Genomic DNA, 19052 nt, shown 5'->3' with positions numbered 1-19052 from the left:
CGCCCGGCCCGGCACGTCCCCACACCCCGAAAGGCAGGACCGCATGAGCACACTCCCCAAGATCGCCTGGGTCGGACTGGGCATCATGGGCTCCCCCATGGCCGAGAACCTGATCAAGGCCGGATACGACGTCACCGGCTTCACGCTGGAGCAGGACAAGCTCGACCGGCTCGCCGCGAACGGCGGTACGGCCGCCGCCTCGATCGCCGCCGCCGTCGCCGACGCGGACGTGGTCGTCACCATGGTCCCGGCCTCCCCGCAGGTCGAGGCCGTCGCGTACGGCGAGGGCGGCATCCTGGCGAACGTCCGGCCCGGCACGCTGCTGATCGACATGTCGTCCATCACGCCGCACACCTCCGTGGAGCTGGCCGAGGCCGCCGCGGCGAAGGGGGTCCGGGTGCTGGACGCGCCGGTCTCCGGCGGCGAGGCGGGGGCGGTCGAGGCGGTGCTCTCGATCATGGTCGGTGGCGAACAGGCCGACTTCGACCGGGCCCGGCCGGTGCTGGAGGCGCTCGGCAGGACGATCGTGCTGTGCGGTCCGCACGGCTCCGGGCAGACGGTCAAGGCCGCCAACCAGCTGATCGTCGCCGTCAACCTCCAGGCGTGCGCGGAGGCCGTCGTCTTCCTGGAGAAGTCCGGGGTGGACCTGGCCACCGCGCTGGACGTGCTCGGCGGCGGCCTGGCCGGATCGACCGTGCTGGAGCGCAAGAAGGAGAACTTCAAGCGGCGCGACTTCGCCCCGGGCTTCCGCGTCGACCTGCACCACAAGGACCTGGGGATCGTCACCGACGCCGCCCGCGCCGTCGGCGCGGCCCTGCCGGTGGGCGCCGTGGTCGCCCAACTCGTCGCCTCCCTGCGGGCGCAGGGCGACGGCGGCCTGGACCACTCCGGGCTGCTGCGCGGCGTCGAGCGGCTGTCCGGGCAGCGGGACTGACCCGCCGGGGGCCTGCCGCGGCAGGCCCCCGGGGCGGCCGCTGCGCCCCGTCCCCGCCCCCTCGTCCGGGCGGCGGCGCCGACACCTCTCCTGTCGCGCCCAAGGCACCGCCGCCCGGATGCTCCCCCTCCCCCGCCACCTTCTCTTGCCGCCCACCCCCGCCGCCCGAACGGCCTGCCCGCACGAACAGGAGCACGCTATGCCCCGAATGACCGCTGCCCGCGCGGCAGTCGAGATCCTCAAGCGAGAAGGCGTGGACACCGCGTTCGGTGTGCCGGGCGCCGCCATCAACCCCCTCTACGCGGCCCTGCGCGCCGCCGGCGGCGTCCGGCACACGCTCGCCCGCCATGTCGAGGGCGCCTCCCACATGGCGGAGGGCTACACCCGGGCGAAGGCCGGGAACATCGGCGTGTGCGTCGGCACTTCGGGCCCGGCGGGCACGGACATGATCACCGGGCTGTACTCCGCGCTGGGCGACTCCGTCCCCATCCTCTGCATCACCGGCCAGGCACCCACCTCCGTGATGCACAAGGAGGACTTCCAGGCGGTCGACATCGCCGCCGTCGCCACGCCGGTGACCAAGAAGGCCACCACCGTCATGGAGGCGGCGCAGGTGCCCGGGGTGTTCCAGCAGGCGTTCCACCTGATGCGCTCCGGCCGCCCCGGCCCGGTGCTGATCGACCTGCCGCTCGACGTGCAGCTCACCGAGATCGAGTTCGACCCCGAGACGTACGAGCCGCTGACCCCGCACCGGCCCGCCGCGACCCGTCGGCAGGCCGAGAAGGCGCTCGACCTGCTGGACGCCTCGCGGCGCCCGCTGATCGTGGCGGGCGGCGGCGTCCTGAGCGCCGACGCCTGCGAGCTGCTGGCCGAGTTCGCCGAACTCACCGGCGTCCCGGTGGTGCCGACCCTGATGGGCTGGGGCGTGCTCCCCGACGACCACCCGCTCAACGCGGGCATGGTCGGCCTCCAGACCTCGCACCGCTACGGCAACGCGACCTTCCTCGCCTCGGACTTCGTCCTGGGCATCGGCAACCGCTGGGCGAACCGGCACACCGGCAGCCTGGACACGTACACCGAGGGCCGCACCTTCGTGCACGTCGACATCGAACCGACCCAGCTCGGGCGGATCTTCGCGCCGGACTACGGCATCGCCTCGGACGCCGGGGCCGCCCTGCGGCTCTTCGTCGAGATCGCCCGCGAGCGCCGGGACGCGGGGACCCTGCCGGACCGCTCCGCGTGGGCGGCCTCCGCCCAGCGGCGGCGCGCGAGCCTCCAGCGGCGCACCCACTTCGACGACGTGCCGATGAAGCCGCAGCGCGTCTACGAGGAGATGAACCGGGCCTTCGGGCCGGAGACCCGGTACGTGTCGACCATCGGCCTGTCCCAGATCGCCGGAGCCCAGTTCCTGCACGTCTACCACCCCCGGCACTGGATCAACTGCGGCCAGGCCGGGCCGCTCGGCTGGACGGCACCGGCCGCGCTGGGCGTCGCGGCGGCCGATCCGGAGGCGAGCGTGGTCGCGCTCTCGGGCGACTACGACTTTCAGTTCATGATCGAGGAACTGGCCGTCGGGGCGCAGTTCCGCATCCCGTACGTGCACGTGGTGGTGAACAACTCGTATCTGGGGCTGATCCGCCAGGCGCAGCGCACCTTCGACATGGACTACCAGGTCTCGCTGGCCTTCGAGAACCTCAACGCGCCCGAACTGGGCGGCTACGGGGTCGACCACGTCAAGGTCGTGGAAGGGCTCGGGTGCAAGGCGCTGCGGGTGACCGAGCCGGACGGGCTGCTGCCCGCGTTCGAGGAGGCCAAGAAGCTGGCCGCCGAGTACCGGGTGCCGGTGATGGTGGAGGCGATCCTGGAGCGGGTCACCAACATCGCCATGAGCGGCAGCGATCTGGCCAGCGTGAACGAGTTCGAGGAGCTGGCCACCGAGCCGGGCCACGCGCCCACCGCGATCGCGCCGCTCGCCTGAGCGGAACGCCGTCCGTGGCGCCGTCCGGGATGCCCGCTTCGAGATCCCGGACGGCGTCCCCGGGCCGCAGCTACGCCCGCGGGGCACCCCGCGCGGCCCGCCCCCTGCCCGGTGGTCACTCCTGGGTGAAGAGCCCCAGCGCGTCGTAGGCGATCCACGATCCGCTGGTCTTGCGCAGCGCCAGCACGTTCTCGCCGGCCTCGAACAGGTCGGCGGCCAGCGGGAATTCGTAGTACGAGGGCTTGAGGAGGGTGTCCGGGCGGGCGGCGTCGCCCTCCAGGGAGCCGCGGGTGGCGCCACCGCGGAACTCCAGGGTGCGCACCGTGCGTCCGTTGACGGCCAGTTCGGCCGCGCCCGCGGCGGAGGCGTGGGAGTCGATCAGCCACAGCGCGCAGTCGAGGTCGCGCCGGGGCGCCGCGTCCAGGGTGAAGCGGAGGGTGAAGGTGTGCTCCTTGCGGCCGGCCCAGGAGTCGAGCGGCCCCGGGTGGAGGTAGCACCAGTCGCGGCCGGGCTCCGAGGTGCCGTAGCGGTAGTCGACCCCGTCGGGGAAGGCCGTCGCGTACCGGGCGCTCAGGTTCGGTGAGAGCGCCAGCTCCAGGCCCTTGTGGTCGAACCGGCCGACCTGGGCCACCGCGCGGCCCGCCGCCACCGAGCGCTCGCCCGCCGCCGCGACGGGGCGCGCGGGCCGCGTCCGCGACCCGGAGTCCAGGACGGCGACGACGGTGTAGTGCCGGGTCTCCGGTTCGGGGCCCACGCGGTGGGTCAGGTGGGGGTAGAGCGTGCGGGCCAGCAGGGTGGCGGAGCCGGGGAGGCCCCCGCTCCGGTCGGTGCGCTCGGAGACGTGGACCTCGTAGTGGTCCACCAGATGCCCGCGGCGCGGCCGGTACGAGCGCCAGGCCAGCTCGACGGAGGCGAGGCCGCCGGTGGCGGTCAGACCCGAGACGGCGCCCGGACCGTGACCGGCGCCGGAGTGCCGGGCCGGGGTGGTCGTGCCGGTCATGTCAGCTCACCTTCTGTATGCCGGGGCGCCCGTGCTCGACCCGGAAGCGGGCGAGCGAGAAGCCTTCCGCCTGGTTGTCGGCGCGTACGTAGGGGACGGCCCGGTACTCGGCGGTGACCGCGTCCGCGTCGGCACGGCCCAGGACGTAGCCGCGGCGGCCGTCGTAGAACTTCATCCAGGGGTGCTGCATCCAGTCCTTGGTGAAGTTGTCGGTCGGCGCGCCGTCACCGTCGGAGGAGATCGAGGTACCGAGGAACTCGCTGCCCACCACGGCCGACGCGGGGTCGGCGAAGTCCGCGAGCAGATCGCCGGCTATGGAGCGGTGGCAGTCGCCGGTGAAGACGACGGAGGGTGCCACGCCCCGCTCGCCGAGCACGTCGAGCAGGCGCTGCCGCGCCGCCGGATAGCCGTCCCACTGGTCGACGCGGTTCTCCGTCACCTTGACCAGGCCGACCTGCTGGAGCAGCAGGTTCCAGCGGGTGTCGGCCGCGCGCAGGCCGCCGTAGAGCCACCGCTCCTGCCGGGTGCCGAGCATCGTGCGGCCGGGCGCGTGCTGTTCGTCCGCGTCCGCGGGCTTGGGGTCCCGGTACTGGCGTGCGTCGAGCACGTGGAGGGTGGCGAGGCCGCCGTAGCGCAGCCTGCGGTGCAGCCGCGCGTCGGGGCCGTGGGCGAGGGCGAGCGGGGGCAGCGGGCAGTTCTCGTAGTACGCGCGGTAGGCCACGGCCCGCCGGAGCAGGAAGTCCTCCTCGCTCAGGCCGTAGTACGAGGTCCCGTCGCCGTAGTCGTTCTGCACCTCGTGGTCGTCCGGGGTGAGAATCCAGGGCGCTGCCGCGTGCGCCGCCTGGAGGTCGGGGTCCGTCTTGAAGAGGGAGTAGCGCACCCGGTGGTCGGCCAGCGTGCTGGTCTCCCGCGCGTGCCGGTCCCCGGGCAGCGGGGCGTCGCGCCACATGTTGCCGGGGGTGATGCCGTACTCGTAGAGGTAGTCGCCGAGGAAGAAGACGACATCGGGGTCCTTGGCGACCAGGTCGCGGTAGGCGGAGAAGTAACCGTGGTACCACGCCTGGCAGGAGGCGGTGGCGAAGGTGAACCCGCCCGAGGAGCGGGTTCCGGGGGCGGTGCGGAACCGGCCGACGGGGCTGGTGCGGCCCTGGACGCGGAACCGGTAGAAGTACTGCCGCCCCGGCCGCAGACCGCGCACGTAGGGGTGGACGGAGTGCCCGAGTTCGGGCAGGGCCGTCGCGGTGCCGGAGCGCACGACGCGGCTGAATCTCTCGTCATCGGCGATCTGCCACCGCACGTCGTAGCCCGCGCGGGGCATTCCGCCGTGCCCGTCGGCGGCCAGCGGCTCCGGTGCCAGCCGGGTCCACAGCACGCAGCCGTCCGGGGTCGGCTCACCGCTGGCCACGCCGAGGCGGAACGGCTCGTCGCGCAGCCGTGGTGCACCGCCGGCCGCCTCCGCCCGCCCGGCCAGTCCCGCGCCGGCCAGCAGCGCGCCGGCGCCGACGCCGGCCGCCTGGAGGAAGGAGCGCCGGTCTGGGCCGGACCGGCCCGGACCGGATCGGGCAGGGGGTGGTGAAGTCATCTGGATCTCCCGGACGTTGTGGGGACGTGCAGATCTTCATCGGGCGGGGTGGCCGGTGCGCGGCGCGCGGGTGAAGCCGCGCGGGACGACAAGGGGACGCTCGGGCCGCTCGGGTCCGCCGTACGCGGCGGCGGGCGGGCGCCGATTCCGTCCGGTTCTGCGTTCCGCTTCGTAAATCCGCCCCCATCGGGGACGATGTGACAATCCCGCTCGTCACGACGAAACCCCCGCTGGAGCCCAAGAGATGGCCGAGAGCGTCTCCGTGCGCTGTCCCACCTGCCGCCGCGAGCACACCTACGCACCGCCGAGCTATCCGTGCTCCTGCGGCGCGCCTGTCGACCTGCCGCTGCTGAGCGGCGGGGTGCCGGTGCGGGTGGAGCACCGTACGTGGGCGGGGTCGTGGGTGCCCGTGCGGTGCGCGGGCTGCGGGCAGTTGGACGAGTGGCCGCAGCCGGAGTTCGGCTGCCCGTGCGGGACGATCGTGCGCGTGCCGGTCGCCTCACCCGGCCCGCCGGTCACCGGCGGCGCCGCGCACCGGCCGCAGTCGTCCCTGCCGCCTCAGCCGCCCGGCTCGGGCGGTGGCGGCGCCGGCGGTGCGGCGCGGCCCGCCGCCCCCCGCAGCGTCCCCGGCCGCGCAACGGACGGTGGCGGCCAGGGCGGCGGCTCGGCACCGGAGCCGGGGTCCGTGCCCGGCCCGGAGGGGCCCCGCGCCGCCCGCGAGCGCGCCCCCGCCCGGCCGCCGCGCGCCCGCCCCGCCGGTCCTCCCGCCCGGCGTCCCGCCTTCCGCCCCGTCACCATCCGCACCGCGCAGGACGCCAAGACCGCCGCCGCGCAGTACCTGCGCTGGCTGGGCTTCGCCGAGGTGCGGATCGCGGGCAACCGGCCCGCCTCCGGGGTGGACCTGCGGGGCCCGGAGGTGGTGGCCCACGTCGACCCCTCGACCACCCCCACCACGCTGCGCGACATCGAGACGCTGTGGCTCAACGGCCTCAACGAGTCGGCGACGGCGGTGTGCTTCTCGCTGGCCGGGTATTCGCACGACGCGCGGGCCCGCGCCGACGAGCTGGCGCTGCCGCTGTTCGTCCTGGACCTCACCGGCACCCCGCAGCCCGTCAACGACCAGGCCGACGAGCTGCTGCGCACCATCGCCTGAGCGGCGCCGGGCGCACCCGCCCCGTGCCGCGGCCCGGCGCCCGGTCACGCGGCGTCCGCTCACTCCCGGTACTCGGTGCCGCCGCCCGCCTGCGGCCCGCGCGCCGCGTGCGCGCGCAGTTCCACCCGCCGGATCTTCCCGGAGACCGTCTTGGGCAGCTCCGCGAACTCCAGCACGCGCACCCGCTTGTACGGGGCGAGCACCGCGCGCGAGTGCGCGAAGAGCGCCTCGGCGGTCGCCTCCCCCGCCTCCCAGCCCTCCGCCAGCACGACGTACGCCTTGGGCACCGCCAGCCGCAGGGCGTCCGGGGAGGGCACCACCGCGGCCTCCGCCACCGCCTCGTGCTCCAGCAGGGCGCTCTCCAGCTCGAACGGGGAGATCTTGTAGTCGGACGCCTTGAAGACGTCGTCGCTGCGGCCGACGTAGGTGAGGTAGCCGTCCGCGTCCCGGGCGCCGATGTCGCCGGTGCGGTAATAGCCGCCCGCCATCGCCTCAGCCGTACGCTCCGCATCGCCCTCGTAGCCCGTCATGAGGCCGACGGGGCGTCCGTGGGGGCCGTTCAGATCGAGACAGATCTCGCCCTCGTCGCCCGGTTCGCCGGTGACCGGGTCGAGCAGCACCACCTCGTACCCCGGGGTCGGGCGGCCCATGGAGCCCGGCTTGAGGAGCTGGCCGGGGGTGTTGGCGACCTGGACGGCCGTCTCGGTCTGCCCGAAGCCGTCCCGGATGGTCACCCCCCAGTGGCGCTGGACGTGCTGGATGACCTCCGGGTTCAGCGGCTCCCCGGCGGCGACGACCTCGCGGGGCGGGTGCCGGAGCTGGCCGAGGTCGGCCTGGATGAGCATGCGCCACACGGTGGGCGGCGCGCAGAAGCTGGTGACCCCGCACCGGTCCATCTCGGTCATCAGCCGGGCGGCGTCGAAGCGGGTGTAGTGGTGGATGAAGATCGTCGCCTCGGCGTTCCACGGGGCGAAGAAGTTGGACCAGGCGTGCTTGGCCCAGCCCGGCGAGGAGATGTTGAGGTGCACGTCGCCCGGCCGCAGCCCGATCCAGTACATCGTGGCCAGGTGGCCGACGGGGTAGGACAGGTGCGTGTGCTCCACCAGCTTGGGCTGCGCGGTGGTGCCGGAGGTGAAGTAGAGCAGCAGGGTCTCCTCGGCCCGGGTCGGCCCCTCGGGCTCGTACGCCGCGGGCGCGGCGGCGCTCTCCTCGTACGCGAGCCAGCCCCGCGGCGCGCCGCCGACGGCGATCCGCGTGTAGTCGCCGGGCACCTCGGCGAACTTCCCGGTGTCCTCGGCCCGCACCAGCACGTGGCGGGCGCCGCCGCGCCCGATGCGGTCGGCGAGGTCGGCCGGGCCCAGCAGCGGCGTGGCCGGGATGACGACGGCCCGCAGCTTCATGGCCGCGAGCAGGGTCTCCCACAGTTCGGCCTGGTTCCCGAGCATCACCACGACGCGGTCGCCCGCCCGTACCCCGGCGCTCGCGCGCAGCCAGTTCGCCACCCGGTCGGAGCGCTCCCGCATCCGCGCGAAGGAGATCCGCTGCTCGGCGCCGTCCTCCTCGACGATGTGCAGCGCGGTGCGGTCGTTGCCCTCGGCGATCCGGTCGAACCAGTCGAGCGCCCAGTTGAAGTGCGCGGGCCGTGGCCACGCGAAGCGCGTGCGGGCGCTCTCGTAGTCCTCGCGGTGGTGCAGCAGCGTGTCCCTGGCGGCGCGGAAGGAGTCGGTGGGGCCGGGCGAGGTCATGGGTACTCCCAGGTGGCACGGTCTGCGGGCGCGGTCCATCATCGGACCCCGACCGCCCGCTGCGCCAGTCTCCGGCCGCTCAGTCCGCGGCCGTGTCCGCGTCCGGGTCGTCGCTGTCCCACTGCTCCCAGCGCACGTCGTGCACCGCGCCCGGGGTGTGGAAGGCGAGCAGGTGGCCGCCCTCGCGCTCCAGCTCGGCGCGCCGGGCGCCGGGAAGCCCGCCGAACGGCCGGACGACCAGCGTGGCGCGGGTGCGCTTCTGGTCGGCGTCCAACCGCCAGGTGCCCCGGATGAAGCCGTCGGAGAGGAAGACGGGCAGCGCCTCGAAGCCCTTCCAGAAGTGCCGCAGGGCGGCCTCGCTCACCACCCGGCTGCGGTCCTTGTAGCCGATGAAGACGTTGTCGAACTCGGCCAGGAAGCGGGCGGGCGCGGGGGTTTCCGGGTCCGGCCGGGGCGCGTCGGGCAGGTCGAACAGCTCGGTGCCCTGCTCGTCCCGGAAGACGGCCAGTTCCCCGCGCAGCCGCTCGAGCACCTCGCGCAGCCGGGTCAGCCCGCTCCAGATCTGCACGTCCTTGACGGAGGCCGGGCCGAAGGCGCCGAGGTAGCGCAGCACGAGGCGCTCCAACGCGGCGGCCGACTCCTCCGCGCCGCCGGTGTCGGCGAGCCGCTCGCCGAGCCAGTGCTCGGCGGTGGTGTGCCGGGCCAGCCCGCCGCGCTGCCACAGGCCGCGCGGCGGCACCTGGACGAGCGGCAGCAGGTGCCGGGCGACCATGCCCAGGGCCTGCACCTCACCCTCCGGGTACTCCTCGACCAGCAGCTTGCCCAGCTCGCTGGCGGACAGCGGCTGCTCCTCCAGCAGTTCACGCGAGCGCGCGGTGACGCTCTCCAGGTCGATGCCGGTCAGCCGCTTGGCGAAGTTGGAGCGGAAGCCGCGCTCGTGGGTCACCTGGAAGAGCGGGCGCAGGGCGAGGGCGTCCCGCGCGGTGACGGTGTGCACGGTGGCGCGCATCATGCTCAGCCGTACGAACTCGCGCTGCTCGTACCGGCGGGAGAAGTCCTCCGCGTCGAACCCGGCGACCCGCGTCCACAGCGAGGTGTAGTGGTTGGCCGGCACCTGGGTCTGGAGCCCGACGAGGTGCTCCACCGCCCGCTCCGCGGTCAGGGGTGCGCGACGCAGCAGCAGCTGGCGGTCGAGAGTGGCCCGGTTGAGCGCGCGGGTGGTGAGCACAGGTGCGGTCGTCATGACGACGACGTTACTGAAGCTCAGGGCCGTCCCGTAACTCCTGGTGGGCCGGGGAGTGGCGTCCTGGGGCTTCGTGTCCCAGGCGGAGGTGCGAGCCCGCCAGGCGTGGCAGGAGCGTCCTTCGCGGACGCGTCCCGTCCGCAACTGCCGGAATCAGCCCTGCCGCCCCCGACATGCGGCCCGGAGGGCGCCCGGTGATCGCCGCACGGCTCCCGATGAGGCACCATCAGGGTGTGCATACGGGGGAAGAGCAGTACCGGGGCGAGGTTCCGCCGGAGATCCGGCGCACCGCGGGCGAGGAGCCGGACGCGCCGGACGGCGGCGCCGACCGGGCCCGCCCGGCGCCCGCCGCACGGGCCCCGGGCGCCCGGCGCGCGCGGCGGCGGCGGGTGCTGGGGTGGTGCGCGGCGCTGCTGCTGGTGCCCGTCAGCGTGCCGCTGGCCTTCCGCGGCGCGGACGCCGACGGCCCCACGCCCATCCCCCAACTGCTGGCCTTCCTGCCCTGGTTCCTGGCGCCGGGCTGGCTGGCGCTGGCCCTGGCCGTGCTGGGGCGGCGCTGGCTGGTGACCGTCTGGTCGGTGCTGGCGCTGGCGGCGACCGGGTGGTACATCCAGCCGTACGGGGACGACGCGCCGCTGCCCCGGGAGCATCCGCCGACGGCCCGCTTCCGGGTGCTGACGGCCAACCTCCAGTACGGGCAGGCCACCGAGGCGCTGCTGCGCACGGTCCGCCGGGAGCGACCGCAGCTGGTGTCCGTCCAGGAGTGCGACACCCGGTGTGCCGCGGCGCTGCGTACGCCGGAGCTGCGCGAGGCGTACCCGCACCGGGTCATCGCCGAGGACAGCGGCGCGGGCGGCTCCGCGCTGCTGAGCACCTTCCCGCTGCGGACGGCGCCGCCGGTGCACGGGCAGCTGTCCATGCCCGGCGCGGTCGTCGACATCGCCGGGGCCCGCGTCCGGGTGCAGGTGGCCCATCCGATGCCGCCGGAGCCCAGCTCGCTGGGCACCTGGAAACGCGAACTGGGGCGGCTGCGCGGCTGGGCCGCCGCGCGCGCCGACAGTCCCCGGGTCCTGGCCGGGGACTTCAACGCCACCCAGGACCACGCCGCCTTCCGCGCCCTGCTGGACACCGGGCTGCGGGACGCGGCCCGCCTCCAGGGCCAGTCGCGCACCCCCACCTGGCCCACGGCCACCGCGCCGCCGCTGGGCGCGCAGATCGACCACGTGCTGCTCAGCAAGCACTTCGAGGCGGCCGACGCCCAGTTCCTGGACCTCCCCGGCACCGATCACCGGGCCCTGCTGGTCGACCTCACGATGTACTGACGGCCCCCGTCCCGCGGCGGACACGGAATCACCGGAATGCACGGAAGGCCACCAACGGGCGCGAACGGCACGAATAGCCCGATATAAGGAACCGGCCGCAGGCGCCGTGTCCGGAGTCACACCGACTCGGCGGAACCACGCGGCCCGGTATCCGCCGAAACGCCAAGTCGCCCTTTCCTCGGCCCTTTTGGAAATACTGCGGGCGCCCGCCTCTCACGCTCAGAAAATGATCCACTGCACAGTGTTGAGCATTTCTTGAATTACTCCGGACGCACCCATTCCGGCACCTTGCCTCCACCAAATCGCTGTGTTTACGTTTCCTCGCCTCCGCACTCATGGCAGGGGCCCCACGATCGGGTCGCCGAATCCTGCCGCCCGTGCCGGGAACCACAGCAGTACCCACGGCAGGAGCGGGGGAACCAGGTCAGTGCCGCGCTGCGCTTCACGGCAGCCGGCTTGGGGTGAAGCCGGAACACCCGGCGCTCTCGGGCGCGACGGGCGACCGGCCGGGCATCTCCAGCCCGAATCCGACAGCTCACCTCGCAGGCGGCGGAGAGGAACTCACCATGTCTCGTGGCCGCCATAAGCGTTCGCGCTCAGCTTTCACTTCCCGGCACATTTCCCGGCTTTCCGTCGCGCTCACCATCGGTGGCGCCGGTCTGGCCGCCCCGCTGCTCACCGCGGGCAGCGCGAGCGCGGCTCCGGCCGCCGCGTCCGCCCCGGCCGCGGCTCCGGCCGCCGCCTCGGAGCAGTCCGGCGAGGCGGGTTCGTACACCGTCGTCGGCGGGGACACCCTCTACAAGATCGCCACCGCGCACGACGTGGAGGGCGGCTGGTCCGCCCTCTACGAGGCCAACCGCGAGGCCCTGGGCGAGAACCCGGACGTCATCCACCCCGGCCAGCAGCTGACCCTGGCCGGCGCCCCCGCCGGCGCCCAGAGCGGCACCGGGCAGGGCGGCGAGACCGCCGCGGCCGACCAGGCAGCGACCTCCGACCAGGCGTACGCGGACAACCTGGACGGCTGGATCAAGGAGGCGCTGTCGATCATGGAGGCCCACGGCATCCCGGGCAGCTACGACGGCATCCACCGCAACATCATGCGCGAGTCCGGCGGCGACCCGAACGCCATCAACAACACGGACATCAACGCCCAGAACGGCACCCCGTCCATCGGGCTGCTCCAGGTGATCCAGCCGACGTTCGCCGCGTACCACGTGGAGGGCACCGCCAACGACCAGCGGGACCCGGTCGCCAACATCGTCGCCGCCTGCAACTACGCGGCCGACCGCTACGGTTCGATCGACAACGTGAACGGCCCTTACTGAGCCGCCTGCTGAGCCGTTCACCCGCGCCCTCGGCGCACACCCGCACCGGTCCGCTCCCCGGCCCCGCCGCCGGAGCGGACCGGTGCGCGCGCGGGGGCCGCGTACGCGGGACGGCGTCACTCTCCGCCCCGCTTCGGTCACCCTCGCGAATCCGTCGTCGCGTTCAGGAAGTGCCCCACTGTTCTTCATCTGCTGTTCTCCCTGGGTCGATACGTTCCGGCTGCCGCGCTGAAATTCGCGCCAGCAACGATCGAGCAGGAGGACCGAGTGACGTTCGAGGAGGAGTGGGCGCAGCTGACAGCCGCGCACCAGTCGCCGGCGTCCACGAGCATGCGCCTCAACCACCTGGGCGGCCCCACCGGAGGCGCCGGCCATCCGGGCGGGCAGGGCGGCGGCCAGGGCGGCCGGCAGCGGCTCAACGTCACCGCGTCCGTGCTGCGCGGGCGGGCGGGCAAGGCGGAGATCGTGCGCGGCCAGTTCATGAAGGCCGACGACGAGGTGATGACGGAGACCGGGCAGGTGACCGGCACCCTCAAGGGCTTCGCCACCGACCGGGCCATCGCCACCTTCCAGGAGCGCTGGCAGAAGCAGATGTCGTTCGTGCGGGAGCAGTTCACCGGCACCGCGAAGGCGCTGCGCTCGGGTGCGGCCGACTTCACGGCGGAGGACAAGAAGCGGTCTTTGACGCTGGGCGGCGCGAAGGACCACGCCGGGCAGCCCCAGGGGAAGCCATGAGCGGGCAGCTCACCTACACCCAGGTCAAGGGCGTCAACCTCACGCCGCTGCGCGAAGCGGTCGCCAAGTGGGGCCAGGCGGCGGGCAAGTTCAGCCAGGTCGGCACGAATTTCGACACCGACGTCGCCAAAGGGCTGGCCGACTCCAACTGGGAGGGCGAGAGCGCCCAGGCCGCGGAGGGGAAGTTCCGCAAGGTACGCAGCCAGGTGGTGGCGGCCATGGAGGAGTCGCACCAGGTCTTCACCGTGCTGCGTGAGGGCCTGGAGCAGTTCACGCGGGCGAAGGGCACGCTGGACGCCATCGAGGAGGAGCTGGCCGGCCACGAGCACCTGCGCCTCAACAAGGCCGACGGCTCGGTCTACCTCGACCTGCCCGCCGACCAGGAGAAGCACCGCGCGGCGCTGACGAAGGCCTACCAGGACACGTTCTCCTCCTACCGGGAGCGCACCCGCAAAGCGATCGAGCTGGCCGAGAACGCGGACAGCGCGCTGGCGCAGGCGCTGACGGCCGACGTCAACGGTGCCAAGCGCGGCTTCAACAGCAACGCGTACGGCAGCCTCGACGCGGCCCGCGAGGCGACCGCGAAGGATCTCAGGACGCTGGTCGACCTCGCCGGGATCGAGCAGGGCAAGATGTCCTCCAAGCAGCTGGAGATGGCGAACGCCGCCTTGGCCCGGCACGGCCAGGACCCGCTGTTCGCGGAGCGGTTCGCCACCGAGGCGGGCGCCCGGAACACCCTCCGGCTCTGGTACAACGCCACCCACCCGCGCAACCCCCTCTACCCCGACACGAAGATCGACGAGAAGACGTGGTGGAAGACCGCCGCGAGCCTCCAGGAGAACCTCGGCAGCACGCTGGCCCTCGCCTCGCACTCCGACAGCCCGGAGATGCGCGAGTGGAAGAACGAGATGCTCCGCACGGGCCCCCAGCGGGTGGAGACCGGCGGGAACAGCAACCCGTACGGCTACCAGCTCATGAGCAACCTGATGCGCTTCGGGAAGTACGAGTCGGACTTCCTCACCCGCTACAGCGACCAGCTCACCGCCTGGGACAAGAAGAACAACACCGAGGGCCGCCCCTACTGGGCGAACACCGCGGACGTCGGCGTGCTCAACCTGCACCACGGCGAGAACGAGTACGACACCGGCCACGACCCGGTGGTCGGCATGCTGGAGGCGTTGGGCCACAACCCGGAGGTCGCCACCGAGTACTTCCGGCCCGGGAAGGTGGACGGACGCCTCGACAGCGACGGCGAACTGAACGGCAACTTCGCCTACCTCACCACCGAACGGGACTGGTTCTACACCGGGGACAACGGCAAGCCCGTGGAGATCGGCGGCCACCAGGCGCTCGGCCACGCGCTGACCGCGGCGACCACCGGCTACGCCTGGGACGACCCGGGCATCGCCGACGGGGAGAACCGCCGTACGGCCGCGACCGCGGACGTGATGGAGCAGGTCGTTTACACCTACGGCGGCGAGGAGGGCCCCCGGCTGCTCCACGAGCAGCCCGCGATGGCGGAGGCGCTGGGCGCGATGGGCGGCGCGTACGTGGACGACCTCAACCGCGACCTGTCCGGGCTCGGCGAGACGAAGATGGGCGACTACTTCCCGCCCGGGTACCAGGGGCACGCGGAGTTCGGGCGCGAGCAGGCCGTCGACTTCCTCAGCGTGCTGGGCCAGAACGAGACCTCGCACGGCCTGATGAACCAGGCGGAGCACCTCTACACCCTGGGCCGCTTCGCGGAGAACCCGCCGTCGGCGGGCGGCGAGAACTACGTGACCGGCAAGGGCGCGCTGCTGGCCGAGTCCGAGGCGCGCGGCATCCTGGACGCCTCCCGTACGCGCTACATCGAGGCGGCGTACGCGCAGGACTCCGGCGCGGCCCAGGACGCCTACCTGCGCACCGACGACTGGCGCCGCGTCGGGATCAGCGCCGGCACCCCGGCGGCCCAGAACGTGCTGCTCAACATCGCGGGCAAGTCCGGTCCCTGGGGCGTGGCGATCCCGATCGCCACCAGCGCGCTGGCGGAGTTCGGGAAGCAGTTCGGCGGCGAGACCTTCTTCGGCGGCGCGGACCTGCCCTCGCAGCCGGACACCCAGGACATCTTCTCGATGGGGGAACGCGACCTGGGCGGTACGGCCGAGCGGCACCTGCTGGGCCACGGCAGCGGCCCGGACCCGGACGGCACCCTGGTGCGGGAGATCAAGAACGCCTACCTCGGGTACGGGCCGGGAGCGTCCGACTTCGAGGGCCGCACCCCCTACCCGGGCCCGGGGTGAGCCGATGACCGGGCGAGCGATCACGCGAACGCGCCGGGGGCGGCGGCTGGTGCCCGTCCTCGCGCTGGGTGCGGTGCTGGCCGCCGGCGGCTGTTCCGGCGGCGGGAAGGACGAGGAGCGGGGCGTTCCCGCGGCGCAGCTGTGCCACTCCTCCCTGGACTCCGCCGCCCGAAAGGCGCTCGACACGCTCAGCCGGGACGAGGAGTTCGAGCAGACCGAGGAAGTCTCCTTCGAGGCGGCCAGGGACCGGCTCGCCGGGCACGAGGAGATCATCACCTCGCGCACCAGGGTGTGCCGCGTCCACAGCCCGCGCAGCACGCCGCAGGACCCGCTCTTCGAGATCGAGTTCGCCCGCTCCGGGGAGCGGGCGGACTGGGACGCGAAGGAGCCGGGAGACACCGACTACCCCCTGGGCGAGCGGGCCCGGGCGAACGACGCGGGCGCCACCCTCGCCTTCCCGTGCCGGGCCGGACTGCCCGGGAAGGCGGCGCCCACCCTGGTGGGGCACGTGGACCTGCGGCACACCGACGCCCACGCGGAGCTGAGCGGCGCGGACCGGGGCAGGGCGGCCATGGCGCTGCTGCACTCCGTGTCCCGGGCGATGGCGGAGACGATGGGGTGCGGCGCGGAGGCGAAGCTCCCGGCCCGGCTGCCCTCCCCTGCCCCCTCGCCCGCCTCATCCTCCGCCGAGGGCCCTGGCGCCTGAGCCCGCCGCCCGAGCCCCGGGTCCTGCCGGTGCCCGGGGCTCACGCCACCGAGTCCGCCCGCCCCCCGGCCGAGGTCCCCGTGTCGTGGTGGATAGGGGTGTGCGCGCCGGTCAGCGGCACGCCGGTGCCGCCGCGGCGGTGCGCGACGATCTCGGCGGCGATGGAGACCGCGGTCTCCTCAGGCGTACGGGCGCCCAGGTCGAGCCCGATCGGGGAGTGCAGGCGGGCCAGTTCCCGGGGGCCGAGCCCGGCCTCGCGCAGCCGCGCGAGGCGATCCTGATGGGTGCGGCGGGAGCCCATCGCGCCGACGTAGGCCACCGGCAGCCGCAGCGCGCGCTCCAGCAGCGGCACGTCGAACTTCGGGTCGTGGGTCAGGACGCACACCACGGTGCGGGCGTCCACGCCGGTGGTGTCGAGGTAGCGGTGCGGCCAGTCGACGACGACCTCGTGCGCCTCCGGGAAGCGGGCGGGGGTGGCGAAGACGGGCCGGGCGTCGCAGACGGTGACCCGGTAGCCGAGGAAGACGCCCATGCGGACCAGGGCCGCCGCGAAGTCGACGGCGCCGAAGACCAGCATGCGCGGGGGCGGCACGCTGGACTCGACCAGCAGGGTCAGCGGCTGCCCGCACCGCCCGCCCTCCGCGCCGATCTCCACCGTGCCGGTGCGGCCCGCGTCCAGCAGGGCAGCGGCCTCCGCGGCGGCCGTGCGGTCCAGCTCCGGATGCCCGCCGAGCGTGCCGCCGGAGCCGGGCGCCCCCGGGTCCGCCGCTCCCCCGCCGCCCACGTACAGGGCCCGCCCCAGCAGCTCGGCGGGACCGGAGGTGACGCGCACCAGGGCGACGGCGCCGCCCGAGGCGGCGGCGGACAGCGCCGTGGCGACCGGTGGCCGCCACGGCGCGTCCGACCGTACCGGGGTGACCAGCACGTCGATGACGCCGCCGCAGGTCAGCCCGACGGCGAAGGCGTCCTCGTCGCTGTAGCCGAACCGCTCCAGCACCGTGCGGCCGTCCGCCAGCGCCGCCTGGCACAGGTCGTACACCGCCCCCTCCACACAGCCGCCGGAGACGCTGCCGATCACGGTGCCCTCGGCGTCGACGGCGAGCGCCGCGCCCGGGGGCCGGGGCGCGCTGCCGCTCACGGCGACGACGGTGGCGACGGCGAAGTCGCGGCCCTGCGCGCACCACCGGTCGAGCGCTTCGGCGATGTCCAGCATCTGCTGCCTCCTTCTGGGACGGGGACCGCGGGGGACCGCGGGGGGGGCGGCGTACGGGGCGGCTACTTCACCCCCAGCCAGCTCTCGATCGGGCCGAGCGAGAAGTAGCAGAGGAAGACCGCGGACAGCACCCACATCAGCCATCCCGGCTCCCGCCACCGGCCCTGCGCGGCCTTGATGACGACGTAGCTGATGACCCCCGCCGCGATTCCGGCGGTGATGGAGTAGGTGAAGGGCATCAGGACGGTGGTCAGGAAGACCGGGATCGAGACGGCCGGGTCGTTCCAGTCGATGTGCGCCGCGTTGCTCATCATCATCGCGCCGATGACGACCAGCGCGCCCGCCGCCACCTGGGTGGGAATGACCTGGGCCAGCGGGGTGAAGAACAGGCAGAGGGTGAAGCCCAGGCCGGTGACCACGCTGGCCAGTCCCGTACGGGCGCCGTCGCCGACCCCGGCGGTCGACTCCACGAAGACGGTCTGCCCGGAGGCGCCCGCGAGGCCGCCCACCACGCCGCCCGCGCCGTCGATGGCGAGCGCCTTGCTCAGGCCGGGCATCCGGCCGTCCCGCTCCACCAGCCCGGCCTGCTGCCCCACTCCGATGATGGTGCCCATCGCGTCGAAGAACCCGGCCAGCACCAGGGTGAAGACGATGACCGCCACGGTGATCCCGCCGACGTCGGACAGGCCGTCGAAGGAGACGTCCCCGAAGAGGCCGAAGTCGGGGTTGCTGACGACCGAGCCGCCCAGCTCGGGGGCGTTCAGCCCGCCCCAGTCCTTCTTGCTCATCCCGGTGGCCTGGTGCACGACGGCGGCCAGCAGCGTGCCGCCGAGGATGCCGACCAGGATGGCGCCCGGCACCCGGCGCACCTGGAGCATGAAGATCAGCAGCACGGTGACGGCGAAGCAGAGCACCGGCCAGCCGCTGAGCTGGTCGTGCGTGCCGAGCTGGACCGGCTTCGCGCCGGCCACCCCGCCGGGGCCGCCCATGCTGGTGACGAAGCCCGCCTGGACCAGGCCGATGAGGCAGACGAACAGGCCGATGCCCATCGTGATGGCGTGCTTCATGGCCAGCGGGATGGCCCGCATGATCATCTCTCGCAGGCCGGTGACGACCAGCAGGATGATCACCGCGCCGTAGATCAGGCACATGCCCATCGCGTTCGCCCAGGTCATCTCGGGCGCGACCTGGAAGGCCAGGACTGCCGAGACGCTCAGTCCGGCAGCGAGCGCGAGCGGCACGTTGCCGAGCAGGCCCATCGCGAGCGTGGTGACGGCGGCGGCGAGCGCGGTGGCGGTGGCGACCTCGCCCGCGTCCAGGCGGGCGTCGGCCGCGTCGGGGACGGAGAGGATCACGGGGTTGAGCAGCAGGATGTAGCACATCGCCATGAAGGTGGTGACGCCGCCGCGCACCTCCCGTGCGACGGTCGATCCTCTGTCGGATATGTGGAAGTACCTGTCGAGCCAGGACCGGCCGGCCGGGGGACGCGAGCCGGAGCCCGCGTCCTCCGCCGTGCTTTTCGGCCCCGCTGTCGGCTGGGTCATGGTGTGCCTTCTCCCAAGGTTCACAGGGGCACCCGCGGACACCGAAGTGCGCGGGATTCGGGATCGCACGACCCGGGGGACGGCCCGAGGCGTTGTACGGCTCCGCGCCGGGAGCCGCTTCGGGGTTGCACCGGTCCCCGGCGGACGCGGTGCGCGTCCGTCCGGGGCCCGGCCGGTCCGGGCGGGAGGGCGTTCGCACGCCTTCCCGCCCGGGGTCTGCGCGGCGGGTGCGGGTGCCGGTGGCACCTCGGCCCGCCCCGGCCGGTCGGCCGGCGCAGGGGGCACGTCCC

General features: G+C 73.7%; 14 protein-coding genes and 1 riboswitch. Of the genes, 8 read left to right on the top strand and 6 right to left on the bottom strand.

Features of this window, described 5'->3' with window-relative positions:
• Positions 1 to 43 precede the first annotated feature (43 nt).
• Together H299_RS0103070 and gcl are read left to right on the top strand one after the other, a co-directional pair.
• Complete coding sequence (locus H299_RS0103070) at positions 44 to 934, top strand: 2-hydroxy-3-oxopropionate reductase (protein WP_027747205.1); 891 nt, start codon at positions 44 to 46, stop codon at positions 932 to 934.
• 199 nt (positions 935 to 1133) lie between these two features.
• Positions 1134 to 2912 carry a glyoxylate carboligase gene (gcl, locus tag H299_RS0103065; protein ID WP_078512429.1) on the top strand — a complete coding sequence of 593 codons (1779 nt, stop codon included), beginning with the start codon at positions 1134 to 1136 and terminating at the stop codon, positions 2910 to 2912.
• Between the two features lie 115 nt (positions 2913 to 3027).
• Here gcl and H299_RS0103060 read toward each other — a convergent pair whose 3' ends face one another.
• Both H299_RS0103060 and H299_RS0103055 read right to left on the bottom strand, forming a co-directional pair.
• Complete coding sequence (locus tag H299_RS0103060) at positions 3028 to 3912, bottom strand: polysaccharide lyase family protein (protein WP_027747203.1); 885 nt, start codon at positions 3910 to 3912, stop codon at positions 3028 to 3030.
• A gap of 1 nt (position 3913) precedes the next feature.
• Positions 3914 to 5494 (bottom strand): alkaline phosphatase D family protein, encoded by a 1581-nt coding sequence (locus tag H299_RS0103055; RefSeq protein WP_027747202.1) that lies wholly within the window; start codon positions 5492 to 5494, stop codon positions 3914 to 3916.
• Between the two features lie 244 nt (positions 5495 to 5738).
• Here H299_RS0103055 and H299_RS0103050 point away from each other — a divergent pair, with 244 nt between their 5' ends.
• Complete coding sequence (locus tag H299_RS0103050) at positions 5739 to 6647, top strand: hypothetical protein (RefSeq protein ID WP_027747201.1); 909 nt, start codon at positions 5739 to 5741, stop codon at positions 6645 to 6647.
• Between the two features lie 59 nt (positions 6648 to 6706).
• Here the strand turns inward: H299_RS0103050 and H299_RS0103045 are convergent, their stop codons facing one another.
• Positions 6707 to 8392 carry an AMP-binding protein gene (locus tag H299_RS0103045; protein WP_027747200.1) on the bottom strand — a complete coding sequence of 562 codons (1686 nt, stop codon included), beginning with the start codon at positions 8390 to 8392 and terminating at the stop codon, positions 6707 to 6709.
• 79 nt (positions 8393 to 8471) lie between these two features.
• A complete protein-coding gene (locus tag H299_RS0103040) occupies positions 8472 to 9635 on the bottom strand; it encodes a winged helix DNA-binding domain-containing protein (RefSeq protein WP_051262085.1) in 1164 nt (387 codons plus the stop codon).
• 233 nt (positions 9636 to 9868) lie between these two features.
• Between H299_RS0103040 and H299_RS0103035 the strand changes: the two genes are divergently transcribed.
• From H299_RS0103035 to H299_RS0103015, 5 genes are all read left to right on the top strand, one after another.
• Positions 9869 to 10957 carry an endonuclease/exonuclease/phosphatase family protein gene (locus H299_RS0103035; RefSeq protein ID WP_486587129.1) on the top strand — a complete coding sequence of 363 codons (1089 nt, stop codon included), beginning with the start codon at positions 9869 to 9871 and terminating at the stop codon, positions 10955 to 10957.
• A 381-nt stretch (positions 10958 to 11338) separates the two neighbouring features.
• A riboswitch (cyclic di-AMP (ydaO/yuaA leader) is annotated at positions 11339 to 11521 on the top strand.
• A gap of 2 nt (positions 11522 to 11523) precedes the next feature.
• Entirely contained in the window at positions 11524 to 12282 is a 759-nt protein-coding gene (locus H299_RS0103030) for a LysM peptidoglycan-binding domain-containing protein (protein WP_027747197.1), read from the top strand.
• A 267-nt stretch (positions 12283 to 12549) separates the two neighbouring features.
• Positions 12550 to 13017 carry a hypothetical protein gene (locus H299_RS31900; protein ID WP_051262084.1) on the top strand — a complete coding sequence of 156 codons (468 nt, stop codon included), beginning with the start codon at positions 12550 to 12552 and terminating at the stop codon, positions 13015 to 13017.
• Complete coding sequence (locus tag H299_RS0103020; protein WP_027747196.1) at positions 13014 to 15299, top strand: hypothetical protein; 2286 nt, start codon at positions 13014 to 13016, stop codon at positions 15297 to 15299. The genes H299_RS31900 and H299_RS0103020 overlap by 4 nt, the downstream gene beginning before the upstream one ends.
• Before the next feature lie 4 nt (positions 15300 to 15303).
• Positions 15304 to 16005, top strand: a complete 702-nt coding sequence (locus H299_RS0103015; protein ID WP_027747195.1) for a hypothetical protein — start codon at positions 15304 to 15306, stop codon at positions 16003 to 16005.
• Between the two features lie 40 nt (positions 16006 to 16045).
• Here H299_RS0103015 and H299_RS0103010 read toward each other — a convergent pair whose 3' ends face one another.
• Together H299_RS0103010 and H299_RS0103005 are read right to left on the bottom strand one after the other, a co-directional pair.
• Positions 16046 to 17218 (bottom strand): XdhC/CoxI family protein, encoded by a 1173-nt coding sequence (locus H299_RS0103010; protein ID WP_027747194.1) that lies wholly within the window; start codon positions 17216 to 17218, stop codon positions 16046 to 16048.
• A 62-nt stretch (positions 17219 to 17280) separates the two neighbouring features.
• On the bottom strand, positions 17281 to 18762 hold the full coding sequence (locus tag H299_RS0103005) for an NCS2 family permease (RefSeq protein WP_027747193.1): 1482 nt from the start codon (positions 18760 to 18762) through the stop codon (positions 17281 to 17283).
• Positions 18763 to 19052: the final 290 nt, after the last annotated feature.

This window comes from Streptomyces sp. CNH287 (genome assembly GCF_000424825.1).
This window is presented reverse-complemented; position numbering and strand designations above follow the sequence as displayed.